The organism is Candidatus Accumulibacter sp. ACC005 (genome assembly GCF_907163215.1).
Classification (GTDB): domain Bacteria; phylum Pseudomonadota; class Gammaproteobacteria; order Burkholderiales; family Rhodocyclaceae; genus Accumulibacter; species Accumulibacter regalis.
Genome location: NZ_CAJQUB010000004.1, coordinates 142156 through 164815, shown reverse-complemented (window position 1 = coordinate 164815; position 22660 = coordinate 142156). Strand labels below are relative to the sequence as shown.

Here is a 22660-nt window from a genome sequence, read left to right as displayed (position 1 = left end):
ATTGCTCGACCCTTCGCCGTCGTCTTTGCCTCGCAGGCCCCCTATAATGCCGCCATGTACATCATCGTGATCGGCTGGCTCTACGTCACCGTGCTCATGGCACTGACCGAAAGCAGCATCGTCGCCGGGCTACTGAGCCTGACTTTCTACGGCATCCTGCCGACGGCACTTCTGGTATGGCTTTTCGGCGGTCCAACGCGTCGTCGCCGTGCCGCTCGAATCGCCAGTGAGAACAGCGAGGCCAGCGGCAAAGACCAGCCGCAGCCGCCCGATCGCTGACTAATCGTCGGCCAGCCAGATCAGTGACGCCATCCGCCCGGTCACACCGTCTCGGCGATAGGAAAAGTAGCGCTTCGCTTCCTGCAGCGTACAGCCGCTGCCGCCGAAGACGGCATTGACGCCCGCGCGCCGCAGACCTTGCCGGGCCAACAGGTAGATGTCGGCCAGCCATTTTCCCACCAGCTGCTCCCCCCCTCGCTCCCTCGCTGCGGCAACACCTTCGTCGAGCGACGGCGACTGAGGCGCCGGCAGGAATGCCGCAGCCGCCTCCTGGTGTACGGCGACGAACGCACTGCGCACCTCGTTGCCGACCTTGAAGGCCTGCGCGCCGATGGCCGGCCCGAGATAGGCCAGAAGCCGCTCTCCGGGCACCGCCATGGCCGCCACCGCACGTTCCAGTATGCCCGCCTGCAGGCCGCGCCAACCCGCATGCACCGCAGCCACCACGCTGCCCGACTGATCGCAGAGCAAGACCGGTAGACAGTCGGCGGTCATTACGGCACAGACGACGCCGGGAACGCGCGCGAACGCCCCGTCGGCCACCGGCACCTCCGCTCGCCCAACGCCGGCAGCGTCCACCAGCGTCGTGCCGTGCACCTGCTCCAGCCAGCAAGGCGACGCCGGCAGATGGCCGGCGAGGCGACGACGGTTCTCGGCAACGGCGAGCGGATCGTCACCCACGTGGGCAGCAAGGTTGAGACTGTCGTACGGCGCAACGCTCACTCCACCCTCGCGCTCGGTGATCAGGCTGCGTACCCGCGTCGGCGCCGGCCAATCGGGACGCTGCCAGCCCCTACTGCTCACCCAACTCCTCGTCGTCAAAATCGTCTTCATTGTCACCGCCGATGACGATGACTTCCGGACCATCGCCGTCATCATCCCAGTCGTCTTCGAGTTCCTCGTCGTCGTCGCCTTCGCCCGCGCGTGCAGCGACTGCCTCCAGCCGCAGGTTTTCGATCAGGGTCGCCATGTCGTCAGGCAAAGCAGAGCGCCAGAGCATCGCCTTGCCGGTCCCCGGATGACGTAGCGACAAACGACAGGCGTGCAGCGCCTGGCGCGGAAATTCTGCGGCGCGCGGCACACGGCTGGCTCCCCCGCCGTAGGTCGGGTCGCCGACCAGCGGATGTCCAATTGACGTCATATGCACGCGAATCTGGTGCGTTCGGCCGGTTTCCAACGCGCACTCGACCAGCGTGCAGGCGAGAAACTGCTCGAGAACGCGGTAGTGCGTCCGTGCCGGTTTGCCGGTGCGCACGACCGCCATGCTCGTGCGCAGCGTTGGATGCCGGCCGATCGGCGCGTCGACACTGCCCGCACGCTCGACGATGCCCCGCACCAGCGCCTGGTAGCAGCGCTTTACCGACCTTGCCTGCAGCTGCCTGACCAGATCGGTCTGCGCCTCGAGCGTCTTGGCGACCACCATCAGGCCGCTGGTATCCTTGTCCAGCCGATGCACGATACCCGCCCGCGGCACCTTGTCGAGCTGTGGAGCGTGGTGCAACAGGCCATTGAGCAGAGTGCCGCTCCAGTTGCCGTTACCCGGATGAACCACCAATCCGACCGGTTTGTCGAGGACGATCAGGCACTCGTCCTCGTACACTACCTGCAAGGGGATATCCTCCGGGGCCGACGATTCGGCTCGCTCGTCGGGTGCTTCGGCAACTTCGACGATTTCGCCAGCCCACAGTTTTTGCCGAGGCTCGACGACGCGCATACCGCCAACCGTCACCCTGCCCTCACGTATCCAGCTCTGCAGGCGACTGCGCGAGTGCTGCGCGAGCAGCCGTGCAAGAATCTGGTCGACACGCTGGCCGCTGCAATCCCCGGGTACGCTCAGGCCAATTCTAGGGTTTGCGCTATAATCCGCAAGCTCGCTTTTCGGCGTTGACGCCTCTGCCAGTGCTTCTTTCTTCTGTGGGTTCTTCATCATGCGTAGTTTAGCGGTTATCGCAGCGCTTTTCGTCGCCTCTCTGGTCGCTGGCTGCGGGCTCCTTCCCGATACCAAGGATGAGACCGTCGGCTGGTCGGCCAACAAGCTCTACGCCGAAGCGAAGGATGCACTCAACGATGGCTCCTACACCAAGGCCATCAAGTACTTCGAGAAGCTCGAGGCACGTTACCCCTACGGCCGCTATGCCCAGCAGGCGCAGATCGACATTGCCTACGCCTACTGGAAGGACCTCGAACCAGCGTCGGCGATCGCGGCCTGCGATCGCTTCATTAAGCTGCATCCGAACAACCCGAATGTCGACTACGTGTATTACCTGCGCGGCCTGATCAACTTCAACGAAGACCTGGGTCTGCTCGGTTCGATCAGCAATCAGGACATGACCGAGCGCGACCCCAAGGGGGCACGCGAGTCCTTCGATTCCTTCAAGGAACTGGTCACCCGCTTTCCGGATAGCAAATACACGCCCGATGCCCTGCTGCGCATGAAGTACCTGGTCAACGCTCTGGCACAGCTAGAACTCCACGTGGCACGCTATTACATGAAACGTGGCGCCTATCTGGCAGCCGCGAATCGAGCGCAGTTCGCGATGATCAACTATCCCGACACGCCGTCGAGCGAAGAAGCGCTGTTCATCATGGTCAAGGCCTACGACGCCCTCGGCCTCAACGATCTGCGCGACGATGCCGAGCGCGTAATGCGCAAGAACTACCCGAACAGCGAATACTACGTGCGCGGCCTTAATCGCCCGGAACCGTGGTGGAAGCTCTGGTAAGCCATGGCCACCCGCACGCCGCCCCTCTTCAGATTGACTGCTTGATGGCCAGTACGGCCTGATTGCGCAGCGTTCGCAGCAAGGACAACTCCGCCTTGGCGATGACAATCTCCCCGGCCCGCTGGCGATCAGCGTAGATCATGGCCACCGCGTTGCCGCGCACGCAGAGCGGGAAGACGACGAAGGTTTCGGCAGTCACCGCCCGGCGAAACCACGCCGGGATACGTGGCGCTATCTTCGCATCACGCGTGTCGCTGATCAGGATATCGGCCCCGTTGGCCAGGGCCGCATGGAATATGTCGGCGCTGAACACCAGCGAAAACCTGAACCGTTTGGCAATCTCCGGAGCCTCCGGACCAAAACCGAAACGACCGAGCATGGCGTTGCTGCGCCCGTCGCGGACGCATAGGATGACGTTCTTGAAGCCCTTCGCCCGGTAGATCGTTTCCAGGATGATGCGCAGCACGTCATTGAGCTTGAAATCACTGATCAGGGCGTTGCTGACGTCCTGAATCCCGGCCATCAGGATGACTTCGCTGCTCACCGGCGCGGCTGCGGCCGTTGACCTGGCGCCGTCTGCCGCCGCCTCATCGCCAGCCAGACCGTCCGCGGCGACATCGGAAAGCACCGTACCCGCGAGACCGTCCTCCTGAGTCGGAAGGTCGGCGGCAAGGGCTCGCCCACCCGCTGCGCCGCCCCAGGCCCGGCTCTGCTTGCCGAAATTTGTCTGCTGCAGATTAAGGCGCAAGACGCCGGCAAACTGCGACACCTGCTCGAATGATTTGCGCAGAGTTCTCTGCAGATCCTGCTCGTCGACCTCGATCACCTCGCCGAAGCGGGCGACGATCCGACGCAGTTCCTTGGCCTGCTGCTCGACTCCGGCGTCGGCGACCAGACTGCACAGGTCGTTGGACAATGCCGCCAGCACGCGCAGGCGATCGTCCATGTTCGCCGGGCGGCGAACACTCCCCGGCGGCAGTTTGCGCATGCTGTTGATGATCAGCCGCGGGAAACCCCAGCTCTGCGCAATGCCCACGCCGAGGTCTTCGAACGACAGACCGAGGACCTGCTGTGCCGCCAGATCGTCGCTGCAGTCTTTCTGCTGCGCCAGGCGCCGAATCTCGGCGCTTTCGTCGGGAAAGTAGTACTGGCTCAACAGGCGACCCAGGTTGTGAAACAGCGAGCAGATCAACGGTGTCCGGCTTGTATTTCTAGCCGGAGTAGGCATGCTACCCATGAGGCAGCAGCAGTCGTGTTGTACGCAGATAATGGAATCATTCAATAGAAAGACGGCAGGTGCGGAATCTATCCGCTCTATGAAGCGGATAATGGGTTGGCAAAATAATTCGAAAAATAACGAAAAATCACTTGACAAGGGTTTGGCAAAATGCTCGACATTTAGGCTGTATAAACAACAGCTTATTGGAGTGTCTTGTGGATACCGAACGATTAACTGCGGTCATGGATAGCCTCATGAATCAAACCGTCCTGGGGGAATTGTTGGCGCCGATAGCGCGTGCCCTGGCGCAGGTGCGCGGTACCGACGCCGTATCGCGCGTGTTGAGTATGGCGGATTTTATCGGCTTGGGAGTACTGCGTCACCTGCAGGGTATGCGCACCCTGCGCGAGCAGGTGCAGTTGCTTCTGCATTGGGAACCGGGAACGGCGCTGCGCGTGCCGCTGGCACGTTCGACGTGGTCGGACGCGCTGTCCTCGCGCCGCCGCCGCGCGGTCTTGCAGGCGGCGATGCCGCCGTTGCTTACCGAGGCCCGGGCGGTGTTGCCGGATCGTCTGGCGAAATTCCCTGCACTGCAAGGACGCCCGGTGTATGCGATGGATGGGACCTATCAAAGCGAAAGCGCCCACTACGGGCGGTGTACGCCCCGCCAGGGCGGCGAGGACAATCCCAAGGGACACGCGCTGTTGAGCTTCTACGACGTGCGCCTGGGCTGTCCCGCCGACGTTTACGTCGATACCCGCAGTCGCCACGAGACGGCGCTGTTGCGCGACTACGACCAATCCGCGCAAGCCATGACCCGTCACAAGGGTGCCCTGTGGTTGGTCGACCGCGCTTTCATCGACGCGGCGTTTTGGGATGGCCGGAAAAAGCGCTTGGGCGTGACCATGATCACGCGCATGAAATGCAGCCTGTGCATCGATTCTACCGAGGGCTTGGCGGTGGCGGACGTGCCGGCCAACGAAGGGGTGCTCAAGGATCTGCGCATCACCCTGCGCAGTTCCCGGCAAGACTGGCGCTTGATCACCTTCCGCAGCCGGCGCGGGCATCTCGTGGAGTTTCTGACCAACGAGTTCAAGCTCGAACCCGGCCTCATCGCCTTCCTCTACTCGCGCCGCTGGGAGGAGGAGAAGTGTTTTGACACCTGGAAGAACGACTTCAGCCAGGCCAAGGCCTGGGGCGCCAGCCTGGCGGCCATCGAGAATCAGGTCCGCCTGGCCATTGTCACCAGCCTCTTGGTGGCCTTGCTGCTGCACCGCAGAATGGGTCAGCACGGAATCGTGGACGAGAAAGCATTGCGCAAGCAGGACCGGCGCCAGACCTCTGCAACCGACGGGACCGATCGCCCCGACTGGAGCAGCCCGGTATTCCGCTACACCTCCAAGGTGAGCCGCCAAGTCTTGCGGTTCTTCAAGCACTGTTTTCACAAACCGGCCTCGCAGGCGCTTTATGAGGCCCAGTTGCGGCCATTGTTGTTGGCATATCTATGAGGCAACCGGACACCGTTGGAGCAGATAAAGGCCTGTTCGATGTCGCCGCGCGCCATGCTCTTGCCACCGATGTCCCGGGCGAGAACGCCGGCCAGATGGGCGCGCAGGAATTCTTCCTTGAGTTGATTGCTGTTGTCCTTGTTCTGCAGGTGCTCGAAGAGCATCACCGTAATGGCAATGCTGCGTACCGCGTCGAGACCGAGAACGACGATCGCACGTGACACGGTGCTGATGTTGCCGCCACCCGCCTGGCGGTAGTGCACCGAGTTAACCATGCGCAGGATCTTGTTGGTCAGGGAGAAATCCTTGAGGATGGTGTTCGACAGCTCGGCGAGGTTCTGATTTTCCGAAGAGGTGATCCGGTTGATCGCCCCGACCGACTCCGAAAGCGCCGGAAAATCGCTCTTGTGGCGCATCCGCCGGAGCAGGAATTCGATCGTGCTCTGCCGTGCCTCCACCCCAGCCACCGGCGTTTCCGGTGCGAGATAGTCGTCAAGGGCCGCACGCATCTGCGCCGCCGTCGCATAGCGGCCCTCCGGGTCGCGAGCCAGCGCGCGGTAGAGCAGCGCCACCAGCCGTTCGTCGAGTGCGCTGTTCAGCTCCGCTGGCAGCGTGATGTCCGTGCTCGTGATCCGCTTCATCACCTCGTCGATGTTGCTGCCCGGTACCGCGCGCTGGCCGCTGAGCAATTCATAGAACACCAACCCGGCCGAGAAAACGTCGGTCCTTTCATTGCTCGTCCGCTGCGCGATGTACTCGGGCGCCATGTACGCTGGCGTGCCCGACAGCGGTGCCCCGTCGCTGGCCAGGCCCTCGGCGCGGCTGGCAATGCCAAAGTCCATGACCCGCGGCACCCCATCGTCGTCGATCAGGATGTTGCTTGGCTTGAGATCACGATGAATGATCCCCGCCGCATGGGCGTGTGCCACGGCATCGAGAATCGCCTGCATGATGGCGATCGCCTTTTCCGCCGGCAGGCGACCACTGAGCTGCAGGTGTTCGGCAAGATTTCGACCGGGAACGTGCTGGAAGACGAGATAGAGATCGCCCTGTTCCTCTGCGACCTCGAAGATCGGCACGATGCTCGGGTGGCGCAACTGGCTGACGATGCGCGCCTCGGCTAGCAATTGCTGCTTCTGCTGCGGGTCGGAAGGGGCGAAGTGCAGCGTCTTGATTGCCACCTGCCGCTGCAGCTGTGGATCGCGCGCCAGGTAAACGACGCTTTGCGCGCCTCGACCCAGCTCGCGAATCAGCTCGAAACGTCCAACCTGCTTGCTCACCGGCTTCTCTCGCTTGCCAAATGAATCATTCTAGGCGTCGATCTTTGGCGACCAGTGCCGCAAAAGTCACAGCCGGCACAGAAGTTTCTGCTCAAAGCCACAGCAAGCGCGGCGCCAATCCCGTTTCTCCATAGACGACAGCGAGTTGGCAGAATTCGCGGCCAAGCGCGGCAAGCCGCTGTTCATCGACGGGCAGTACGAGATAGCTCGGTTCCACCGGCCAGTGTGCATCGGCATCTGGAAGGTTGCTGGCCGCGAAGCAAGCGCCAGCCGAAGCGGCGATTCGCTCGCGCAAGCGGCGCTGACGAATCTCGTTCTGATGCTCCGAGAGCCGCTCGCCGGGGTTGTAGGCGGTAACGATGCCCCAACCGATCGCCGCGCCCGCGGGCCCGGCGGCGGCAGGTTTTCCCAGCGACACCGCCTGACGGCACAGAAATTCATCGAAGCCGGCGCTCGCCACCCCGATGCGCAAATCGAAGCTGCGCTCGGGGGTCTCCACCCGATAGGTCGTCGCCAGGAATGCAGCCTCCATCGCGGCCCTGCTCATCGGTCTTCGCCTTCTCCGCCGAGGTCTTCAAGGTCGCCCAGCCGCAAGCGCACGTCGCTCGCCGGCAGTGCTTCGACGCCGCGCAGCTTACGTTCGATCTGCCGGGTCCGCACGCCGGCCGCTTCGATACTCCGGCTGGCCTGTTCGAGCTTCCTGTGCGTCGCCTCGAGGATCTCGCCGAACTTGCCGAACTCGGTCTTGATGGCGCCGAGGACGGCCCAGACCTCCGATGACCGGCGCTCTATGGCCAGCGTTCGGAAACCCATCTGCAGGCTGTTGAGCAATGCCGCCAGCGTCGTCGGCCCGGCGATGCAGATGCGCAGATCGCGCTGCAGGCTGTCAACCAGGCCCGGTCGCCGCAAGGCTTCGGCGTAGAGGCCTTCGGTCGGCAGATAGAGGATGGCGAAGTCGGTGGTGTACGGGGGCTCGACGTACTTGTCGTGAATTTTTCGCGCTTCGTCACGCAGACGAAGTTCGAGCGCCCGGGTCGCCGTTTCCGACGCCACCGGATCGGCCCGTTCCTGTGCCTCCAGCAAGCGCTGATAATCCTCGAGCGGGAATTTTGCGTCGATCGGCAACCACACCGGCCGTTGCTCGTCATCACCGATCGCGCGACCCGGCAAACGAATGGCAAACTCGACGCGTTCCGACGATTCCGGCCGCGTCGCCACATTCTTGGCGTATTGCTCGCTGCTCAGCAACTGGTCCAGGAGGGCCTCCAGCTGGACCTCACCCCAGCTGCCGCGGGTCTTGACGTTGGTCAGCACCTTCTTCAGATCGCCGACACCGGCCGCCAGGGTCTGCATTTCGCCGAGCCCTTTGTGCACCTGCTCGAGGCGATCGCTGACCAGCTTGAACGACTCGCCAAGCCGTTGCTCAAGGGTCGCGTGCAGTTTTTCATCGACCGTACGGCGCATCTCTTCGAGCTTGCTGGCGTTGTCGGCCTGCATTGCCCCGAGACGGGCTTCCAGCGCCAGGCGTAGCTGCTCGAAACGCTGCTCGTTACTGTTCGTCAGACGCGCCAGCTGCTGGGCAAAGGATTCGAGCTGCTGCGCCTGCAGCCGGCCGTGTTGGGCCAACTGCCCGACAAGCATTTGTGCGACGCGGTTCAGCGATTGAGACTGCTCCTCGCGATCGCCGCGCGCGGTACTGGCCGCCTCCTGTCGCCCCAGCGACATCTCCTGGCGCAACTCACGTTCGAGTCGCTCCAGGCCGCCTTGCAGGTCGCGAAAACGCACGCCCATCAGCTCGCGCGCGGTGGCCGCCCGCAAGAGCAGCGCGACCTGCAGAACGATCACCAGAAGGCCCAGCGACGCCGAAGCATACAACAGCCAGGCTTCGCTCATCTAAGCGCCTCAGGCGGTAGCCCGGCGAGATCGGCCGGCGAGACGCGACCGCCGCTAGCGCAGGGAAAAGACAACCCGGTTTCCCTCGCCCTGCCCGGGTAAATCCGGCTTTCCATCGGACTTGCCCTCCGCCGCCTTGCCGCTCCGCTTGGCGACTTGCACGGGGCGCAGGAACAACCGGTCCGCCGGTACTTTCTGCGCGAGCAGCGCGTCGCGCACGGCTACTGCCCGGCGATCTGCCAGATCGCGCAGGTCCTGCTCATCGATCACCGTGTTGGCGAGAATCAGCTTCTCCATTTCGTCGACCGGCAACCCCTTCACCATCCCGACCATGTTGCGCGGCTTCTCGAAGTCCTCGGCGCGGTAGACGCGCTCGAGCAACTCGGAATACTCCTTGCTGTCGACGCCGACTGTCGCCGGCGCGGCACTGTCGTCGCCGCTGCGCCCTCCGGCTTTCAGGGCCTGCAACTTCTCTTGCAGGCGATAGCGCTTCAAGCCCTCGGAATCTCCTTCCGGATCGGCATGTCCCTCAACGTCGAGCTTGAGCGCCGGCCGATCGAGCAAGGCCTTGGCCAGGACGTCGAGACGCTGCTGCGCCGACGGGCTGATCGCCGCCATTCCGGTAGCGAACTCGACGTTCGACAACTCCTCACCGCCGCCAAATATCGAACCCAGCAGCGCAAACGGCGAAGTGACGGCCTTGACCAGGAGGCTGCCGATCAACTCGCCGAGCAGGCCGCCAATATTGAACTGCGGGTCGTCAAGCGATCCCGCGACCGGGAGATTGATGTCGATCTCGCCCTTGCGGTTCTTGAGCAGAGCAACGGCGAGGGTCACCGGCAATTTGGTCGCCTCGGCGCTGTCGACCGCTTCGCCGAAAGTCAGCTGATCGAGAAATATGCGGTTCTCGGCAGTCAGCTGGTTCTTCTCGATCTTGTACTTGACGAAGAGCGACATCTTTCCCTTGTCGATGGCATAGCCAGCATACTTGCCGGAGTATGGCGACAGCGCAGTCATCTCGATACCTTTGACGTCGGCCTGGATATCCAGATAGGGCGTGGCGATCAAGGGATTGAGCTGACCGGCGATCTTGAGCGGGGCGATGTCGTCGTAGTTCCCGCGCAGGTCGAGCGTCGCAACGCTGTCGGCAGCCGACGAAAGCCCGCTGATCGCACCGCCGATCTTTTTCAGGTCGGCCGAGTAGTTCGGCTTTATGAAGTGGTCACTGAACTTGATGTCCCCACCCTGCAAGGTGATTTTTCCCACCTTCACCGGAAACCGTGGCTGCTCGCCACTGGCCACCGGCGCCACCGCCTTGCCTTCCGCGGCGGCATCGCCGGACGTCTGCTCGCCAGTCTTGGGCACCACGGCCTCGGGCGGCGAGGCAGGCCGCCGGACAATCTGCAGCAGATTCAGCTTGCCCTCCGGATTGATGATTATCCGTGCGAAGAAGTCGGCCAGCGCCACCTCGCCGATGGACAGCGAATCCGGATTCAGGGTCAAGTCGAGACGGCCGAAGGAGAGCGACCCCCACTTCAGAAAATCGGCCGCGTTGGTCTTGTCGACTGCCGAAAAGTCGGCGACCGCCAGCTTCCCGGAGAATCCCCCGCCCAACTTGCCGACAGCCGCGCCACCGCCGGCCTCCTGGCGCAGACGCAGATTGCCGTCCAGGGCCACGTGGCCCCGCTTCAGCTCGACATTCAGCTGCTCGGTAAAATAGGGTTGCAGCGGCAGGAGCTCGAGATTCCTGACCAGCAGCTTGAGGTCAGTGTCGAGAGGGAGTAGCGTGCCACCGGCGCCGACCTCGACCGCGCCCTTGCCGTTGAGCTTGAAGCGCGTCGCCAGCTTGACCGCCGCGCCCGGCTCGGTCGACAGATTCTCGGCCTCGACGCTCATCTCCTCGACCGTGTGCGTCACCGCTGGCGAGACCCCGTGGTCTTCGAAGCGCAGGCCAAGGTTCTCACCACGGTATCTGGCGACCGTCAGCGCCCACGGCGCCGACGAATCCTCCTGCGCCGCCTCGACGGCGCGCAGTGAAGGCGGCTCGACGAACTCGACGCGACCATCTTTGGCGCGCCGAATCAGCAGCCTGGCATCACGCACCGCCACCTCATTGATGAGCACTGCACGCTTGGCCAGATCGAGCCTGCCGCCCTTGACCGCGAAGGCGTCGACCTTCACCCACTGATCGGCGTCGAGGCGAAACGCCAGGTCGAACTCTGCCGGCACGCGGCTCCTGCTGGCGAGTTTCTTCAGCTCGACCGTCAGCCCGTCGACGCGGGCATTGAACGGCTTGCCGTGCGACTCGTCGAGCCAGCGGAGCGCACCGCCAGTGATGCTCGCCTCGGCGAGCGACCACTCGACAGGCACTGATCCGCCGGCGTCTTTTTCTTCCGCCGCAGGCGTACCGCGGGCCGCCAGTTCCTTGCTGAAGAAGTCGACCCAGTTGATCGTGCCCTGCGGGCTGACCCGTGCATGGAGTTCCGGCTGCTCGAGCGATACGCGTTCGATGGCGAACTTGCCGTTAAGCGGATCAAGCGCATCGAGCACCACCTCCAGGCGGCGCAGAGAAAGCAATGGCGAACCGCCCTTGTCTTTCACGACGACGTCCTTGAGCGCGACCCTGCCCGAGATGGCCAAGATCGACTGGTCCGCGTCCTGGCGCTGGAAGGCCAGCGTCAACGCGCTGTCAAGGGTGCCGGAAACAACTTCGATCGGCAGGTGCAGCGGCAGGTAATTGACGTACCTGGCCAACGGCACTTCGCTGAGGTCGAGCATCAGCTGGCTTTCCAGCGACGGGTCGAAGGGCTTGCTCTTGCCCTCGAAAAGCAGCGGCGAACCATCAAGCGAAGCCGAAAAAGTGGGCTCGACAAATATCTCGATCGCCTGTGGCAGGCTGGAGATGAAAGGCAGGCCGACATCGAGGTCGCTGACCAGATGCTTTTCGGCCAGCATCTGGTCGTCGAATTCTAATCTTCCGCCAGAGATACGAATGTTGTTCAGCGAGAAACGCGGTAGCGGATCGTCTGATTCCGGCTTCGCCGCAAACTCGTCGACCAGATCGGAGAAATTGAATCGCCCGTCGGGCTGGCGCACGACCCTGAACGCCGGAGCGACCAGATTCAGCTCGCTGATCACCGGTCCACCGTGCCATAGCGAACTCCACTCGGCATTCAGATCCAGGCTTTCGAAGCCCGCTACGATCTCGCCACCGCCCTTTTCCTGAATCGCCAATCCGCTCACTTGCAGCGACAGCGTATAGGGGTTTATTCTCACTCCGTCGACGGCCACCGGCCGCTGCAAGACCTGCGCAAGTTGCTCCACGAGGACCGCTTTGACGACCAGCGGCAGAACGAGAAATCCGAGCACGCTGAAAACCAGCAACGCAAGGGCAGCGCGCAGCCCGTATTTTCTCAGGGCGGTGGAGGCATTCGCCGTCGCAGGATCGGTGTTTTCAGGCATGGCAGCAGGCCGCAAGCTGGCTGGGGGAAGGGCGAATTTAGCACGAAGGCGGGCTTCCCGCACTCGCCACGCGGCCAGCGCCAGAGCGACGGCGACATCTTCGCTGAACGACGCCTGGGCAAACCCTGGGACAAGGACGTGAGCGCGAGTAACGCAGTGGCGTCAGCAGGAGCGAAAGTACTGATCGTCGACGACCACGAGCTGACGCGAGCCTTGCTGCGCAGCATTCTGCGCAGCAACGACTACGAGGTCGTTGGTGAGGCCCGAGACGGCATCGGCGCGCTCGAACTCGCCGAGCGACTGCGACCCGACATTATCTGCATGGATGTCGTCATGCCCGAAATGGGCGGCCTCGAAGCCTTGCAGGCGATCAAGGCCCTGCATCCGCAGATCGTCGTCATCATGGTCAGCGGAACACCGAGTGTCGCCAATGTTCGCGATTCGATACAGGGCGGCGCCAGCGGCTTCATCATCAAGCCGTACAAGGTTGGCAAGGTCCTCGATACGCTCAGGCTGGCCTGGCCGGCAGCGGGAAAAACCCTGCCAGACAGACACAACAGCGACCTGGAAACCACCTGAAGAAAACCTCAGAAGCCGTTCTTCCACTCGCGCAGCGCGGCAAACACGGCGACCTCATCGACCGCACCGGGAACGCGGCGCCGCGCCGATGCCGCTACTTCCGGCTCGCCACAGCGCAGAAACGGATTGCTTGCCTTTTCCAGCCCAATCGTCGACGGCACCGTCGCCCAGCCCTTGGCCCGCGCCACGGCGACTTCATTGACCCGGCTTTGCAGACGGCGATTGCCTGGCTCTACCGCCAGCGCGAAACGCAGATTCGCCTCGGTGTATTCATGTGCGCAGTAGACTGCCGTCTGCTCGGGCAAGCTGGCCAGCCGTAACAGCGAGGCGAACATTTGCCCTGCGCTGCCCTCGAACAAACGCCCGCAACCGCCCGCAAACAGGGTATCGCCACAGAACAGGCAGCCTGCCGCATAATAGGCGATGTGCCCAAGGGTATGCCCGGGAACGGCGATGACCTGAAACTCGTCGTCGCAGAAGGTCGGGTGAATCGTTTCTCCGCCGTGCAAGGGCCTGCTTGCGCCGGCAATCGATTCCGCTGCCGGCGCGAAGACCTCGGCCGGGTAGTGCGCCAGGAGACTCGCCACCCCACCCTGATGGTCGGCGTGGTGATGGGTAACCAGAATGCTCGTCAGCGACAGACCCTCGCGCTCAAGCGCCTCGAGCACCGGGCGCGCATCACCGGGATCAACCACGGCGGCCGATGCGCCTTTGCGCAACAACCAGATGTAGTTATCCTTGAAGGCTGGAATGCGGATGACGTCGAACATCGTTCAATTTTGGAAGAATTGCGGAAAATGTCAATTGCTGGCCTCGACGCCTGGCTTCAAACGCCGCAGGGGAAGTACGTCATGGCCTGGGAGCAGGCCACCCTCGACAAAATGGTGGCCGATGTCTTCGGCTACCATGCGCTTCAGCTGGGACTGCCGCAATTCGACCTCCTCGCGCAAAACCGCATTCCCCTCCGCCAGCTGGCGCACGACTCGGGCAAGGTCGACGTCCTCTGCGACCTGCGCCAACTGCCCTTTGCTGCGCACAGCATCGACCTGGTGGTCATGACGCATGTCCTTGAGTTCCACGACGACCCGCACGGAATTCTGCGCGAGGTGGAACGGGTTCTGATTCCCGAGGGCGAAGTGATCATTGCCGGTTTCAATCCGATCTCGATCTGGGGCCTGCGTCGCCGGCTCCCCAACTGCCCGCAGCATTTTCCCTGGAATGGTCGCTACCTGTCGCTGGCGCGCCTCAAGGACTGGCTGCAACTGCTCGGCTTCGAGGCCGAGAGCAGCCGTTTCGGTTGCTACGCGCCGCCCTTCCGCAATGAGCGCTGGCTCAAACGCTGGCACTTCCTGGAAGCCAGCGGCCAGCGCTGGTGGAGCTTCGCCGGCGGCGTCTACGTACTGCGCGCGGTCAAACGGGTGCATAGCATGCGCCTGATCATGCCCAACTGGAAGCAACAGGCCACTCCGCGCAAGGCCCTGTCGGCGGTCACCAAGAAGGAAGCAGCAAGACATGATTGATCAGCAGGTGGTTATCATCCACGCCGACGGCGGCTGCCGTGGCAATCCCGGGCCGGGCGGCTGGGGCGCCGTGCTGCAGACCGGCGACCGAGAGAAGGAACTGTGGGGCGGCGAGAGCAATACGACCAACAACCGCATGGAACTGACGGCCGCCATTTGCGCCCTTGAGGCGCTTACCAGACCCGCAACGGTGCATCTACATACGGATTCGCAGTACGTGCAAAAAGGAATCAGTGCCTGGATTCACAACTGGAAGCGCAATGGCTGGCGCACGTCGGACAAGAAACCGGTGAAAAACGCCGACCTCTGGCAACGTCTCGACCAACTCGCCAGCCAGCACGACATCAAGTGGTTCTGGATCAAGGGACATGCCGGGCATATCGGCAACGAACGCGCCGACGCGCTCGCCAATCGCGGCATGGACGAGCTACGCGCCAGGGACTCCTGAGCCACCGGCACTGCCCACGCGGGCCCCCGCTACCGAAGAATCCGCGACAACGCCAGCTTTCGCCGTCATTGGACAACACCCATGCGCCAAATTTTTCTCGACACCGAAACCACCGGCCTGGAACACAGGCTTGGCCACCGCATCATCGAAATCGCTGGCGTCGAGATGTACCATCGACGCCTGACCCATCACCATTTCCACCGCTACTTGAATCCCGAGCGGGAAATCGACGCTGGCGCGCTGGCAGTGCACGGTATCAGCCGTGAGTTCCTGCTCGACAAGCCGCATTTTGCCGACGTTGCCGATGAGTTTCTCGATTTCGTGCGCGGTGCCGAACTGGTCATCCACAATGCCGCTTTCGACCTTGGCTTTCTGAACGCCGAACTGGCCCGACTGGACATGGCGCCACTGGACACGGTCTGTCACGCCGTCTGCGACACCCTGCGAATGGCCAAGGATCTGCACCCCGGCAAGAAGAACAACCTCAACGCGCTCTGCGACCGCTACGGCGTCGACAACTCGCACCGTACGCTGCACGGTGCCCTTCTCGACGCCGAGATTCTCGCCGAGGTCTATCTGGCGATGACCCGGGGCCAGGAAAGCCTGATCATGGATCTCGGCGATGACAGCGCCGAACGCTTAGAGGCTGCCCGCCCGATGCCCGCCTCGGGTCGGCGTAAAGCCCAGATCGTCAGGCGCGCCAGCGAAGAAGAAGTCGCTGAACACCAGCAGGCACTGGCCGACCTTGACGAAGCAAGTAAAGGCAAATGCCTGTGGCTGCGCGGGCAGGTCGGCAGCTGATTCGCCGGCTGCGGCGTCTGCCCTTGCCGGCTCGGCCTGCGGGTGTGGGCGCGAACCCTGCCGTCGGTCGACTGACAGCGCTTCCCGTGTCGCTTCCCAGCCGACATTTTTCGCACTGCGGGCGGCACACGTAGCACCCGCCTCGGCGCCTCCGCGGCCACGCAAACGGGGTCGCGAGAGGTATCAGCCGTCGCTGGGCGCCTCGGGCGGCCGCCTGGGCCGCCGGCCATGTCGCTTGGCGGGCGGCCTGGAGTCGGGAGAGCGCCCGTCAGCCGCCCCTCCCTCCGGGGAGGCAGTTTCAGCCCTCGCGGCAGGCTGCCGCTGATCCTGCTGGCGAGGAGGCCCGGCCGGACGTGGGCCGGTCTTGCGTTGATCCGGTCGACGACCGGGCCCGGAGGTGTTCTGACGCTTCTCCGGTTGCCCTGGAAGACGGTCCGAATTCCGATCGGACTCACGGTTTCCCGGAGCCAGAGTAATTTCGAGCTCGATGATTTCATCCCATTGCGGGTCGCTGCGATCGCGCTCGGGGATGGAGAGTAGCTCACGGAGCCGGCGACGCGGATCCTGGGGAGGTGATTCGTTCATTGCCGCATTATGACTCACACTGCGGCGATCGTCCAACACCAACCAACCTGTACAGCAGCGCGACATCGGCAGGGCGAACAGGAGGCGAAGAAAACCCGCCAGGAGGCGGGTCTTTTCCATCATCGCATACGGCTTGCCCGGAGATCGTTGGGCAGCCCTAACGGCTTTGGCCGAGGCGAGCTCGTGGCGCCTAGTGGTCGGCCCGAAGGCTGGCAGCAAAGGAACTCTCCAGCTTTGCCGGGAATTCGAAGCGGGCGAACGCCCGGTGGATGTCGGCATCGCTGACGCCGCTCCTGGCGTCCTGAAAACGAATCCCCAGCTGACGGCCGTTGGCGGCCAGTGTGGCGAAAGCAAAACGCCAGCGCTGAGCTTCTGCCAAGCGCTCCCGCAGTTCGCGCTCGTTGCTGATTTCAACCCCAGCCTCTTTCAGTGAATCCAGGAACTGGTCAAAAGACTCGTTGCTCACGCTACCCATTTTTTTCTCTCCTGTGTCGAAGGTTTGTTCTTGCTTCCCGCCCATGCAGCGCATAACGCTCGCCTGGGGTAGCGGTTGACACGAATCAACAAGAAAGCGGTCACGGCAGGCAGAGGGAGCTTTGGGCAACGGCCAGGACGGCCGCAGCCACTGCGCACGAGAGCCTAGCTGGCGGGAAAACGGAGGAGACAGGCGAGCGCCCCTGACTCCTGACGGCAGCCTGTAGAGCCTCCCGCCGTTCAGTAGTGTGGTGGGATTTCGTCGTGCGGACTGCGCTTTTCGCCAGCCGGAGAAGGTTCCTGCAGGTAGCGGTAAAGGTGGCGCAGCTGCTGCTGCAATAGATCAATCTGTTGCTGCTGTCGATAGACCGTCAGGTTCAGCGCCTCGACCAGATCTTCGGTGAGGCTCAGCCGCACTTCCAGTTCGGCTAGGCGATGTTCCAAGCGTGGCTCCCTTGTTTCCATAGGCCCGGATGCGCAATAGACAGTTGCCCGTTCAGGGCACGAAAGGCCGCCCAAAGCAGCAGGCTGGTTGGGCTACCCACCTTGCCGCAATCTTCTGGCAGCTGGCTCCTTCGCTGCCGCTTCGTCCTCCGGCCCGCCAGGACCGGCGGTGGCCTCGGTAGCGTCGGCGGTCCTCCTGAATACCATGGCGTTCAGAATTGGCGTCAACTCGTCTACCGGGTAGGTCAATGGCACCATCGTCTCACCGACGCGGGTGAATACGCCGACCTGACTGGGATTGGCACTGAACAGAACATGGTGATTGTCAATGCCATCGACGTTCAGCCACAGCGTTTCCTCGCGGTCGATTGGCGTATGGCCAACGATGAACGGAGTCTCCCGGTCAAGGCTCAGGTTCTTGCGGAAGCGCTTGACGTCGCGTCGGGTGTAGCCTTGCGGTCGATTGGCCCGTTGCAGGCGGTTGTTGATCAATTCGAGAACGAGTTCGGGTCGCTGGTAGAGCTGCACGAGCATTTTCTTGCTGACCTTGGTCTTTGGCGCGGCGGCGTGGCAGGCGAGGAAATCGGGCGACATGACCACATAGGGCAGCAGACGGTAAAAGTCACCCATGGCCCTTTGATAGACCGCTCCGCGCAGCTCGCTGAGTTCCCTCGCCCACAGCAGACCCTGCGGAACGCCCTCCTTGGCCAGGTCCTCCGAGAACGAATCATGGTTACCGCGGATATAAAATACCTGCTCCGGAAAATGCAGCTTGAGGCGAAAGATGAGGTCCATCAGGATCATCGAGCTTTCCATCGCCCGCAGTTGCCCATCAACCTCGCAATGAACAGCGTCGCCGAGAATTATCAGGGCAGCGGTTCCATCCTCCAGCGCTTCGAGGAAGGCGTTCTGGGTCAGCACGGTGAGCAGGTTATCGACCTGCGCATGCATGTCTGCAAGCACAATCGGGATCAACTCGCGCGGCAGCACGAGCAATCCGCCGGGCAGGCCTCGATCGTCCCTGGGCCGATAGACCTCGTTGTGCATCAGCCGATTGACCTTTTCGATAAGGGCTAGCGCTTGGTCCCTGGGCACGAGCCTTATCGGCCCGCCGAAGATCTTGCGCAGCCGCTGCAATCTGTTCATCCGCAGCGCCCTGGCCTTGTCGAGCATGGGCGCTATGGGGATGCCCTGGTCTACCAGCCTGCTACGCTTGCGCAGCCGCCGCAAGCGCTTCAGGCGGATCACCTTGGGCTCTTCGACGATCGGCGCAATGGTCGTACCGGCGTCACTGAGGTTGCGGAACACCAGGCCGTCACGGCCATGGATCAAGGCCAGATGATGCCCGTCGACAGCCTCTGGATAGTCGAATATCGCCTGCTGGATGCGGTCGTCGGAACCCAGGACCAGCCAGTTCTTGGGGCTCAACCGCAGAAACCCACCAATCTGGCGGAGATGGGTGGCGGGGTCGACGACGACGAAACTGCCGACCTTGACTGCCTCTCCCAATTGGTTGATGCGTGTCTCGGGATAGAGTCGAAGGCGCTTGTCGTCGAGACCAAGGGTAATTTCGATCGGCAAACCGCCGAGCGTCACGCGGACTTTGCTATCCCCCAGGCGATAGGCGCCGTGCAAGCGGAGGTGACGACCGACGCCAAAGCCCAGTCGCGCCGAGAAGGCTTTCAGACGAGCAAGGACATTGGCAAAAGTGAATCGGCGACGGCGCGGAATCGCCGCTGCAGCGATCCCGGAAGGGTCGACAAAGCGCTGCGGCGTGCTGTCGATCCCCTCGCGCACGTAGACATTGAAGCCCTTCCGATGAAGATGCTCGGCAACCTGGCGAAAGACCTCAACTTGCGCTGTGCAGATCGCCAGGCTCAGCTGAGCGTCCACCGGATGCGTGTGGTGGCGCGCGCGCGCGCTGCGTCTCTCGAACACCAGTTCTGGCGGTGGCAGCAGAAAATCGAAGACATAGCGTCGATACCAATCGACGGACAGGAAGAACAGCTGCCGGGGCGGCAGCGCTATACGGGCAAGGTCGACCGATGGCAAGGGATCGCAGTCGAGAAACGCCGGATCGTATACCGACACCGCGTCGACCATGCCGAGCATCGGCAGCCCCAGATGGATCTCGCGCGGGCGCACGGAAAGCATTTCCGATCGCCACCAGTACTTTCGACTGATGTCCAGATAGCCCTCTTCGGACCAGCCACCGAGACGTCGAATCATCGTGCTTTTGCCAGCGCCGGGCGGACCGGTCACCAGAATCTGGCGAAAGCGCACATCGCCTGGAAATTCGATTCCTTTCAAGCGCTGCAACGACTCTACGGGCTGGGTAGACAGATCCGGCATCAATCAGATCTCGAAAGGCTAGGGTCGGGAGTGGAAGGAGACAAGCTTTCAGGTGGACAAACGAACAGGCGGCGCCCCAAAGGAAAGGAAGCGCCGCCTGGAGGGTTGCGTCGTTAGCCTAGCTGAAGACGGCTCGCATGACGTAGAAAATGATCGCCGCCAGGATCGCCCCGACCGGCACGGTGATGAACCAAGAGAGAATGATGCCGCCGATGACGCGCAGGTCGAGGGCGCCGATTCCACGCGCCAGGCCCACCCCCATCACGGCACCCACCGCGATATGGGTGGTCGACACCGGCAGGCCAAGACCCGAAGCCAGCACGACGACGAATGAAGCGGCGATAGTCGCGCAGTAACCGCGCGTTGGCGTCAGTTCGGTGATCTTGTTGCCGATGGTGGCCATTACCTTGTAGCCGTAAGTCGCCAGACCGATGACGATGCCGACACCACCGATGAACAGCATGAACGGCGTCACCGCCGACTTCGCCGATACGGCTTTGGTCTCGATCAGCTGAATCACGGCGGCCATCGGGCCGATACCGTTGGCGACGTCGTTCGAACCATGGGCGAAGGCCATTGCCGCACCGGTAAACACCATCAGCGGGATGAACAGTTTCTCGACGCTCGCGTAGTGGAAGTCCTTGTCCGCACGTTCGTCGGTCTTGATGCGGTTCATCATCAACTTGGCGATGATGGCCAGGGCAACACCGATGACCAGCGCGAGGATCTGCCCCTCGACGTCAGTGAGATGGATCTTGATGTGCTTGAGGCCTTTGGTGATGGTCACCAGCGACACCAGCCAGCCAACCAGGAATGCATAGAACGGCCCCCACTTGCGAGCCTGGCTGATCGGGTCGTCGGTGTTGAGAATCAGCTTGCGGATGCTGAGCGTCAGCAGCAGGGCGAAAAAGCCACCAAGCACCGGGGAAACGAACCAGCTGGCGACGATCTCGCCCATCTTGTCCCAGTGCACGGCGTCCATGCCAATTGCCGCGACGCCAACGCCGACGACGGCGCCGATGATCGTATGCGTGGTGGACACCGGCCAACCACGCATCGTGGCCACCATCAGCCAGATGCCGGCGGCCAGCAGGGCCGACAACATGCCCATGACCAGCAATTCCGGCACCGGCTCGAAGGCCGTACCGTCGATGATTCCCTTCGAAATCGTCGACGCGACCCCGCCCCCGGCCAGATAGGCGCCAGCGAACTCCATGATTGCGGCGACGATGATTGCCTGCTTGACGGTCAGGGCGCCGGAACCGACCGAGGTGCCCATGGCGTTGGCGACGTCGTTGGCGCCGATACCCCAGGTCATGTAGAGACCGAAACCGAAGGCCATGATTAAGAAGATAGTCTGATGCTGCTCAATAATTTCCATTGAATAACCTTAACTGTAGAGTTTGCTAGTTGACCACGCGAATCGACTTCCCGCATCGGGAAGGGTGGTCTGACTGAACGGCTTGCGCACGCGCTCGGCGTTCGATGATCAGCGAGCGATCAGCAGACGGAGGCGATCACCGACCTTCTCGGCGTTGTCGGCGAGATTGCCAACCCACTGGATCAGCTGGTACCAGAACATCACCGACACCGGTTTGATATTATCTTCCTGGGCGAAAAGAACACCGCTGAGCGCAATGCCCATCAGATCGGTATCGCTTTCCATCTGGCCCAGTTCGAGAACCATCGCGTTGACCCGGTCGACGTCACGGCCGCGAAAACCCGTTTCCAGGAGTTCGTCAAGCTCCTCGATGACCTTGTGCGCCTGCTCGCAGGTCTCGACGCAACGGTTCACGAATCGCATCAGCGGCTCGGCCATGTCCGGCGGAACTTCCATATTGCGTTCGACCAGCAGGCCGGCGATATCCTGAGCGGTGTCGGCAATCGAATCCTGCATTGCCAGCAGTTCCAGAAGGTCGCGCCGGTCAACCGCCAACAGCATGCTCTTCGGCAGATGGTCGCGAAGGTCGTTCTTCAGCGCGTCTGCCTCACCCTCCTTGACGAAGATCTTGTCCTTCTGCGCTTCGACCTGCGCCGCGTCCTGTGCAATTACGGCGTTGAACATTCCCGGTACTTCCGCCACGCACTCGCAGACGATGCGCATGTGTTGTTGCATGGGCTTGAAAGGCGACTTGCCGAACAAAGCCGCAATCGGATTGGTGGATAACATTTGTCCTCCGGTATGGTTGGTAAAAAACAAGAAAAACTACAAACCTCTGTTATTTTTTGCCGCGCGCACAGGCCTTCAAGCTGCCCGTGAAGCGCCTTTCTACGCATCTCGATCCGGGTTAAATTGTAGTCCTAAAGGCATCACAAAGGGAGGGTGTCAAGAGATTTTTTGGACGCAAACGCCTGCAATTGCGAAATTTTTTTCGATGCGTAGCGCAGCGCGGCGGCTTGACGGAAGGCCATGTCGACCAGCCAGCAGACAGCCACCGAACGCAGCATTTTGGCGCTCAGGCGACAATCACGGGAGAGTTAAGCGCCTCTGCCGGCTCGTTCGCGGCCGCCCGCAGCACGCGTGTCGAGCGCACGTGAATGGCCGTTTGGCAAGGTCGCAGGAGGAATGCCTTGCCGACCGTTGGCGAGCGTCCTGAGCCAGCCGCCGCGCCGACTTCTTCAGGACATCTGTTTGCCAGGAAGCGCATCCTGCAAACACTGAGCCAGACGTTCCAGATCCTGGTAGCCCTCAAGGCGGATCCCGCGATTGTTCCTGAGAAGCAGCTGAATGTGCCGCAGCTCACCTCGGCGCCGGAACAAGCGCAGTGCCGTCACTTGCTCGAACTCCAGCTCGGAGCATTTCCCTGCGGTCAGAAATCTAAGCTTGCCAGGCAGCACTTCCAGGCAGTGATCGCCGATCGCGCGCAGATAACGCAAGAGGAAGATCAGGTTGACCAGATTCAGCGTCGTCACGATTGAGGCAACCGACCAGAAGAGAAAACTGCTGTAACGTTCGGGGTCTTGCTGGTGACCGAAAGAGACCGCCACGACCATGGCAGCACTGAACAACGCACCCCACCCGGCATTGGTCCAACGCCGACGCTTTTCATCTTTACCGACTACGAAACGTTCCATCATCGTCCTGCCACTCGC

General features: G+C 62.3%; 22 protein-coding genes. 7 read left to right on the top strand and 15 right to left on the bottom strand.

Annotated features, from left to right (window positions below; genetic code table 11):
* The first annotated feature begins 54 nt into the window (after positions 1 to 54).
* Positions 55 to 279: a hypothetical protein gene (locus tag QZ613_RS03695; RefSeq protein WP_043563525.1), complete on the top strand. Its 225-nt coding sequence runs from the start codon at positions 55 to 57 to the stop codon at positions 277 to 279.
* Here QZ613_RS03695 and pgeF read toward each other — a convergent pair whose 3' ends face one another.
* Both pgeF and rluD read right to left on the bottom strand, forming a co-directional pair.
* Positions 280 to 1113 (bottom strand): peptidoglycan editing factor PgeF, encoded by an 834-nt coding sequence (gene pgeF / locus QZ613_RS03690; RefSeq protein ID WP_291863253.1) that lies wholly within the window; start codon positions 1111 to 1113, stop codon positions 280 to 282. It lies immediately after the preceding gene.
* Positions 1073 to 2206: a 23S rRNA pseudouridine(1911/1915/1917) synthase RluD gene (gene rluD, locus QZ613_RS03685; RefSeq protein ID WP_043563861.1), complete on the bottom strand. Its 1134-nt coding sequence runs from the start codon at positions 2204 to 2206 to the stop codon at positions 1073 to 1075. Before rluD ends, pgeF begins: the two co-directional genes overlap by 41 nt.
* A 1-nt stretch (position 2207) precedes the next feature.
* Here rluD and QZ613_RS03680 point away from each other — a divergent pair, with 1 nt between their 5' ends.
* Positions 2208 to 3002 carry an outer membrane protein assembly factor BamD gene (locus QZ613_RS03680; RefSeq protein WP_291863255.1) on the top strand — a complete coding sequence of 265 codons (795 nt, stop codon included), beginning with the start codon at positions 2208 to 2210 and terminating at the stop codon, positions 3000 to 3002.
* A gap of 28 nt (positions 3003 to 3030) precedes the next feature.
* On the opposite strand, the gene QZ613_RS03675 is transcribed toward QZ613_RS03680, so the two are convergent.
* On the bottom strand, positions 3031 to 4194 hold the full coding sequence (locus QZ613_RS03675) for an HDOD domain-containing protein (RefSeq protein ID WP_291981533.1): 1164 nt from the start codon (positions 4192 to 4194) through the stop codon (positions 3031 to 3033).
* A gap of 281 nt (positions 4195 to 4475) precedes the next feature.
* Between QZ613_RS03675 and QZ613_RS03670 the strand changes: the two genes are divergently transcribed.
* Positions 4476 to 5729, top strand: a complete 1254-nt coding sequence (locus QZ613_RS03670; protein WP_291981530.1) for a transposase — start codon at positions 4476 to 4478, stop codon at positions 5727 to 5729.
* Here QZ613_RS03670 and QZ613_RS03665 read toward each other — a convergent pair.
* The 4 genes from QZ613_RS03665 to QZ613_RS03650 all read right to left on the bottom strand — a co-directional run bounded on the left by QZ613_RS03665 (position 5687) and on the right by QZ613_RS03650 (position 12364).
* Entirely contained in the window at positions 5687 to 7009 is a 1323-nt protein-coding gene (locus QZ613_RS03665; RefSeq protein WP_291981529.1) for a serine/threonine protein kinase, read from the bottom strand. The two genes, QZ613_RS03670 and QZ613_RS03665, sit on opposite strands and share 43 nt — an antisense overlap.
* Before the next feature lie 91 nt (positions 7010 to 7100).
* On the bottom strand, positions 7101 to 7556 hold the full coding sequence (locus tag QZ613_RS03660) for a DUF3293 domain-containing protein (protein WP_043563532.1): 456 nt from the start codon (positions 7554 to 7556) through the stop codon (positions 7101 to 7103).
* Positions 7553 to 8902, bottom strand: coding sequence for a DNA recombination protein RmuC (rmuC, locus tag QZ613_RS03655; protein WP_043563534.1), 1350 nt, complete (start codon positions 8900 to 8902; stop codon positions 7553 to 7555). Before rmuC ends, QZ613_RS03660 begins: the two co-directional genes overlap by 4 nt.
* Positions 8903 to 8956: 54 nt before the next feature.
* Complete coding sequence (locus QZ613_RS03650; protein WP_291981527.1) at positions 8957 to 12364, bottom strand: DUF748 domain-containing protein; 3408 nt, start codon at positions 12362 to 12364, stop codon at positions 8957 to 8959.
* 138 nt (positions 12365 to 12502) lie between these two features.
* Here QZ613_RS03650 and QZ613_RS03645 point away from each other — a divergent pair, with 138 nt between their 5' ends.
* Positions 12503 to 12943, top strand: coding sequence for a response regulator (locus tag QZ613_RS03645; protein WP_291863262.1), 441 nt, complete (start codon positions 12503 to 12505; stop codon positions 12941 to 12943).
* Positions 12944 to 12951: 8 nt separating this feature from the next.
* Here QZ613_RS03645 and gloB read toward each other — a convergent pair whose 3' ends face one another.
* Positions 12952 to 13713, bottom strand: coding sequence for a hydroxyacylglutathione hydrolase (gene gloB / locus QZ613_RS03640; RefSeq protein WP_043563540.1), 762 nt, complete (start codon positions 13711 to 13713; stop codon positions 12952 to 12954).
* Positions 13714 to 13740: 27 nt separating this feature from the next.
* On the opposite strand from gloB, the gene QZ613_RS03635 reads away from it, so the two are divergent.
* The 3 genes from QZ613_RS03635 to dnaQ all read left to right on the top strand — a co-directional run bounded on the left by QZ613_RS03635 (position 13741) and on the right by dnaQ (position 15712).
* Entirely contained in the window at positions 13741 to 14463 is a 723-nt protein-coding gene (locus QZ613_RS03635; protein WP_043563542.1) for a class I SAM-dependent methyltransferase, read from the top strand.
* Positions 14456 to 14911 (top strand): ribonuclease HI, encoded by a 456-nt coding sequence (gene rnhA / locus QZ613_RS03630; RefSeq protein WP_043563544.1) that lies wholly within the window; start codon positions 14456 to 14458, stop codon positions 14909 to 14911. Before QZ613_RS03635 ends, rnhA begins: the two co-directional genes overlap by 8 nt.
* A gap of 81 nt (positions 14912 to 14992) precedes the next feature.
* Positions 14993 to 15712 (top strand): DNA polymerase III subunit epsilon, encoded by a 720-nt coding sequence (gene dnaQ / locus QZ613_RS03625; protein WP_043563547.1) that lies wholly within the window; start codon positions 14993 to 14995, stop codon positions 15710 to 15712.
* Between the two features lie 775 nt (positions 15713 to 16487).
* On the opposite strand, the gene QZ613_RS03620 is transcribed toward dnaQ, so the two are convergent.
* The 7 genes from QZ613_RS03620 to QZ613_RS03590 form a co-directional block, all read right to left on the bottom strand.
* Complete coding sequence (locus QZ613_RS03620) at positions 16488 to 16826, bottom strand: hypothetical protein (protein ID WP_291863266.1); 339 nt, start codon at positions 16824 to 16826, stop codon at positions 16488 to 16490.
* 185 nt (positions 16827 to 17011) lie between these two features.
* Positions 17012 to 17215, bottom strand: coding sequence for a SlyX family protein (locus QZ613_RS03615; RefSeq protein WP_291863268.1), 204 nt, complete (start codon positions 17213 to 17215; stop codon positions 17012 to 17014).
* A gap of 93 nt (positions 17216 to 17308) precedes the next feature.
* Positions 17309 to 19444 carry a metallophosphoesterase gene (locus QZ613_RS03610; RefSeq protein WP_291981525.1) on the bottom strand — a complete coding sequence of 712 codons (2136 nt, stop codon included), beginning with the start codon at positions 19442 to 19444 and terminating at the stop codon, positions 17309 to 17311.
* A 241-nt stretch (positions 19445 to 19685) separates the two neighbouring features.
* Complete coding sequence (locus QZ613_RS03605) at positions 19686 to 20948, bottom strand: inorganic phosphate transporter (RefSeq protein WP_043563554.1); 1263 nt, start codon at positions 20946 to 20948, stop codon at positions 19686 to 19688.
* Between the two features lie 108 nt (positions 20949 to 21056).
* Positions 21057 to 21737, bottom strand: a complete 681-nt coding sequence (locus QZ613_RS03600; RefSeq protein WP_043563556.1) for a TIGR00153 family protein — start codon at positions 21735 to 21737, stop codon at positions 21057 to 21059.
* A gap of 140 nt (positions 21738 to 21877) precedes the next feature.
* A complete protein-coding gene (locus QZ613_RS03595) occupies positions 21878 to 22015 on the bottom strand; it encodes a hypothetical protein (protein ID WP_291867929.1) in 138 nt (45 codons plus the stop codon).
* Positions 22016 to 22186: 171 nt separating this feature from the next.
* Entirely contained in the window at positions 22187 to 22645 is a 459-nt protein-coding gene (locus QZ613_RS03590; RefSeq protein WP_043563557.1) for a hypothetical protein, read from the bottom strand.
* Positions 22646 to 22660: the final 15 nt, after the last annotated feature.

What these genes read in the sequence shown, in the direction of transcription:
- QZ613_RS03590 (WP_043563557.1), bottom strand. Translation starts at nt 22,645, where the DNA reads ATGATGGAACGTTTCGTAGTCGGTAAAGATGAAAAGCGTCGGCGTTGG.
- QZ613_RS03600 (WP_043563556.1), bottom strand. Translation starts at nt 21,737, where the DNA reads ATGTTATCCACCAATCCGATTGCGGCTTTGTTCGGCAAGTCGCCTTTC.
- QZ613_RS03680 (WP_291863255.1), top strand. Translation starts at nt 2,208, where the DNA reads ATGCGTAGTTTAGCGGTTATCGCAGCGCTTTTCGTCGCCTCTCTGGTC.
- gloB (WP_043563540.1), bottom strand. Translation starts at nt 13,713, where the DNA reads ATGTTCGACGTCATCCGCATTCCAGCCTTCAAGGATAACTACATCTGG.
- pgeF (WP_291863253.1), bottom strand. Translation starts at nt 1,113, where the DNA reads ATGAAGACGATTTTGACGACGAGGAGTTGGGTGAGCAGTAGGGGCTGG.
- rnhA (WP_043563544.1), top strand. Translation starts at nt 14,456, where the DNA reads ATGATTGATCAGCAGGTGGTTATCATCCACGCCGACGGCGGCTGCCGT.
- rmuC (WP_043563534.1), bottom strand. Translation starts at nt 8,902, where the DNA reads ATGAGCGAAGCCTGGCTGTTGTATGCTTCGGCGTCGCTGGGCCTTCTG.
- QZ613_RS03635 (WP_043563542.1), top strand. Translation starts at nt 13,741, where the DNA reads ATGTCAATTGCTGGCCTCGACGCCTGGCTTCAAACGCCGCAGGGGAAG.
- QZ613_RS03620 (WP_291863266.1), bottom strand. Translation starts at nt 16,826, where the DNA reads ATGCGCTGCATGGGCGGGAAGCAAGAACAAACCTTCGACACAGGAGAG.
- QZ613_RS03660 (WP_043563532.1), bottom strand. Translation starts at nt 7,556, where the DNA reads ATGAGCAGGGCCGCGATGGAGGCTGCATTCCTGGCGACGACCTATCGG.
- rluD (WP_043563861.1), bottom strand. Translation starts at nt 2,206, where the DNA reads ATGAAGAACCCACAGAAGAAAGAAGCACTGGCAGAGGCGTCAACGCCG.
- QZ613_RS03610 (WP_291981525.1), bottom strand. Translation starts at nt 19,444, where the DNA reads ATGATTCGACGTCTCGGTGGCTGGTCCGAAGAGGGCTATCTGGACATC.
- dnaQ (WP_043563547.1), top strand. Translation starts at nt 14,993, where the DNA reads ATGCGCCAAATTTTTCTCGACACCGAAACCACCGGCCTGGAACACAGG.
- QZ613_RS03650 (WP_291981527.1), bottom strand. Translation starts at nt 12,364, where the DNA reads ATGCCTGAAAACACCGATCCTGCGACGGCGAATGCCTCCACCGCCCTG.
- QZ613_RS03605 (WP_043563554.1), bottom strand. Translation starts at nt 20,948, where the DNA reads ATGGAAATTATTGAGCAGCATCAGACTATCTTCTTAATCATGGCCTTC.
- QZ613_RS03670 (WP_291981530.1), top strand. Translation starts at nt 4,476, where the DNA reads ATGAATCAAACCGTCCTGGGGGAATTGTTGGCGCCGATAGCGCGTGCC.
- QZ613_RS03595 (WP_291867929.1), bottom strand. Translation starts at nt 22,015, where the DNA reads ATGCTGCGTTCGGTGGCTGTCTGCTGGCTGGTCGACATGGCCTTCCGT.
- QZ613_RS03695 (WP_043563525.1), top strand. Translation starts at nt 55, where the DNA reads ATGTACATCATCGTGATCGGCTGGCTCTACGTCACCGTGCTCATGGCA.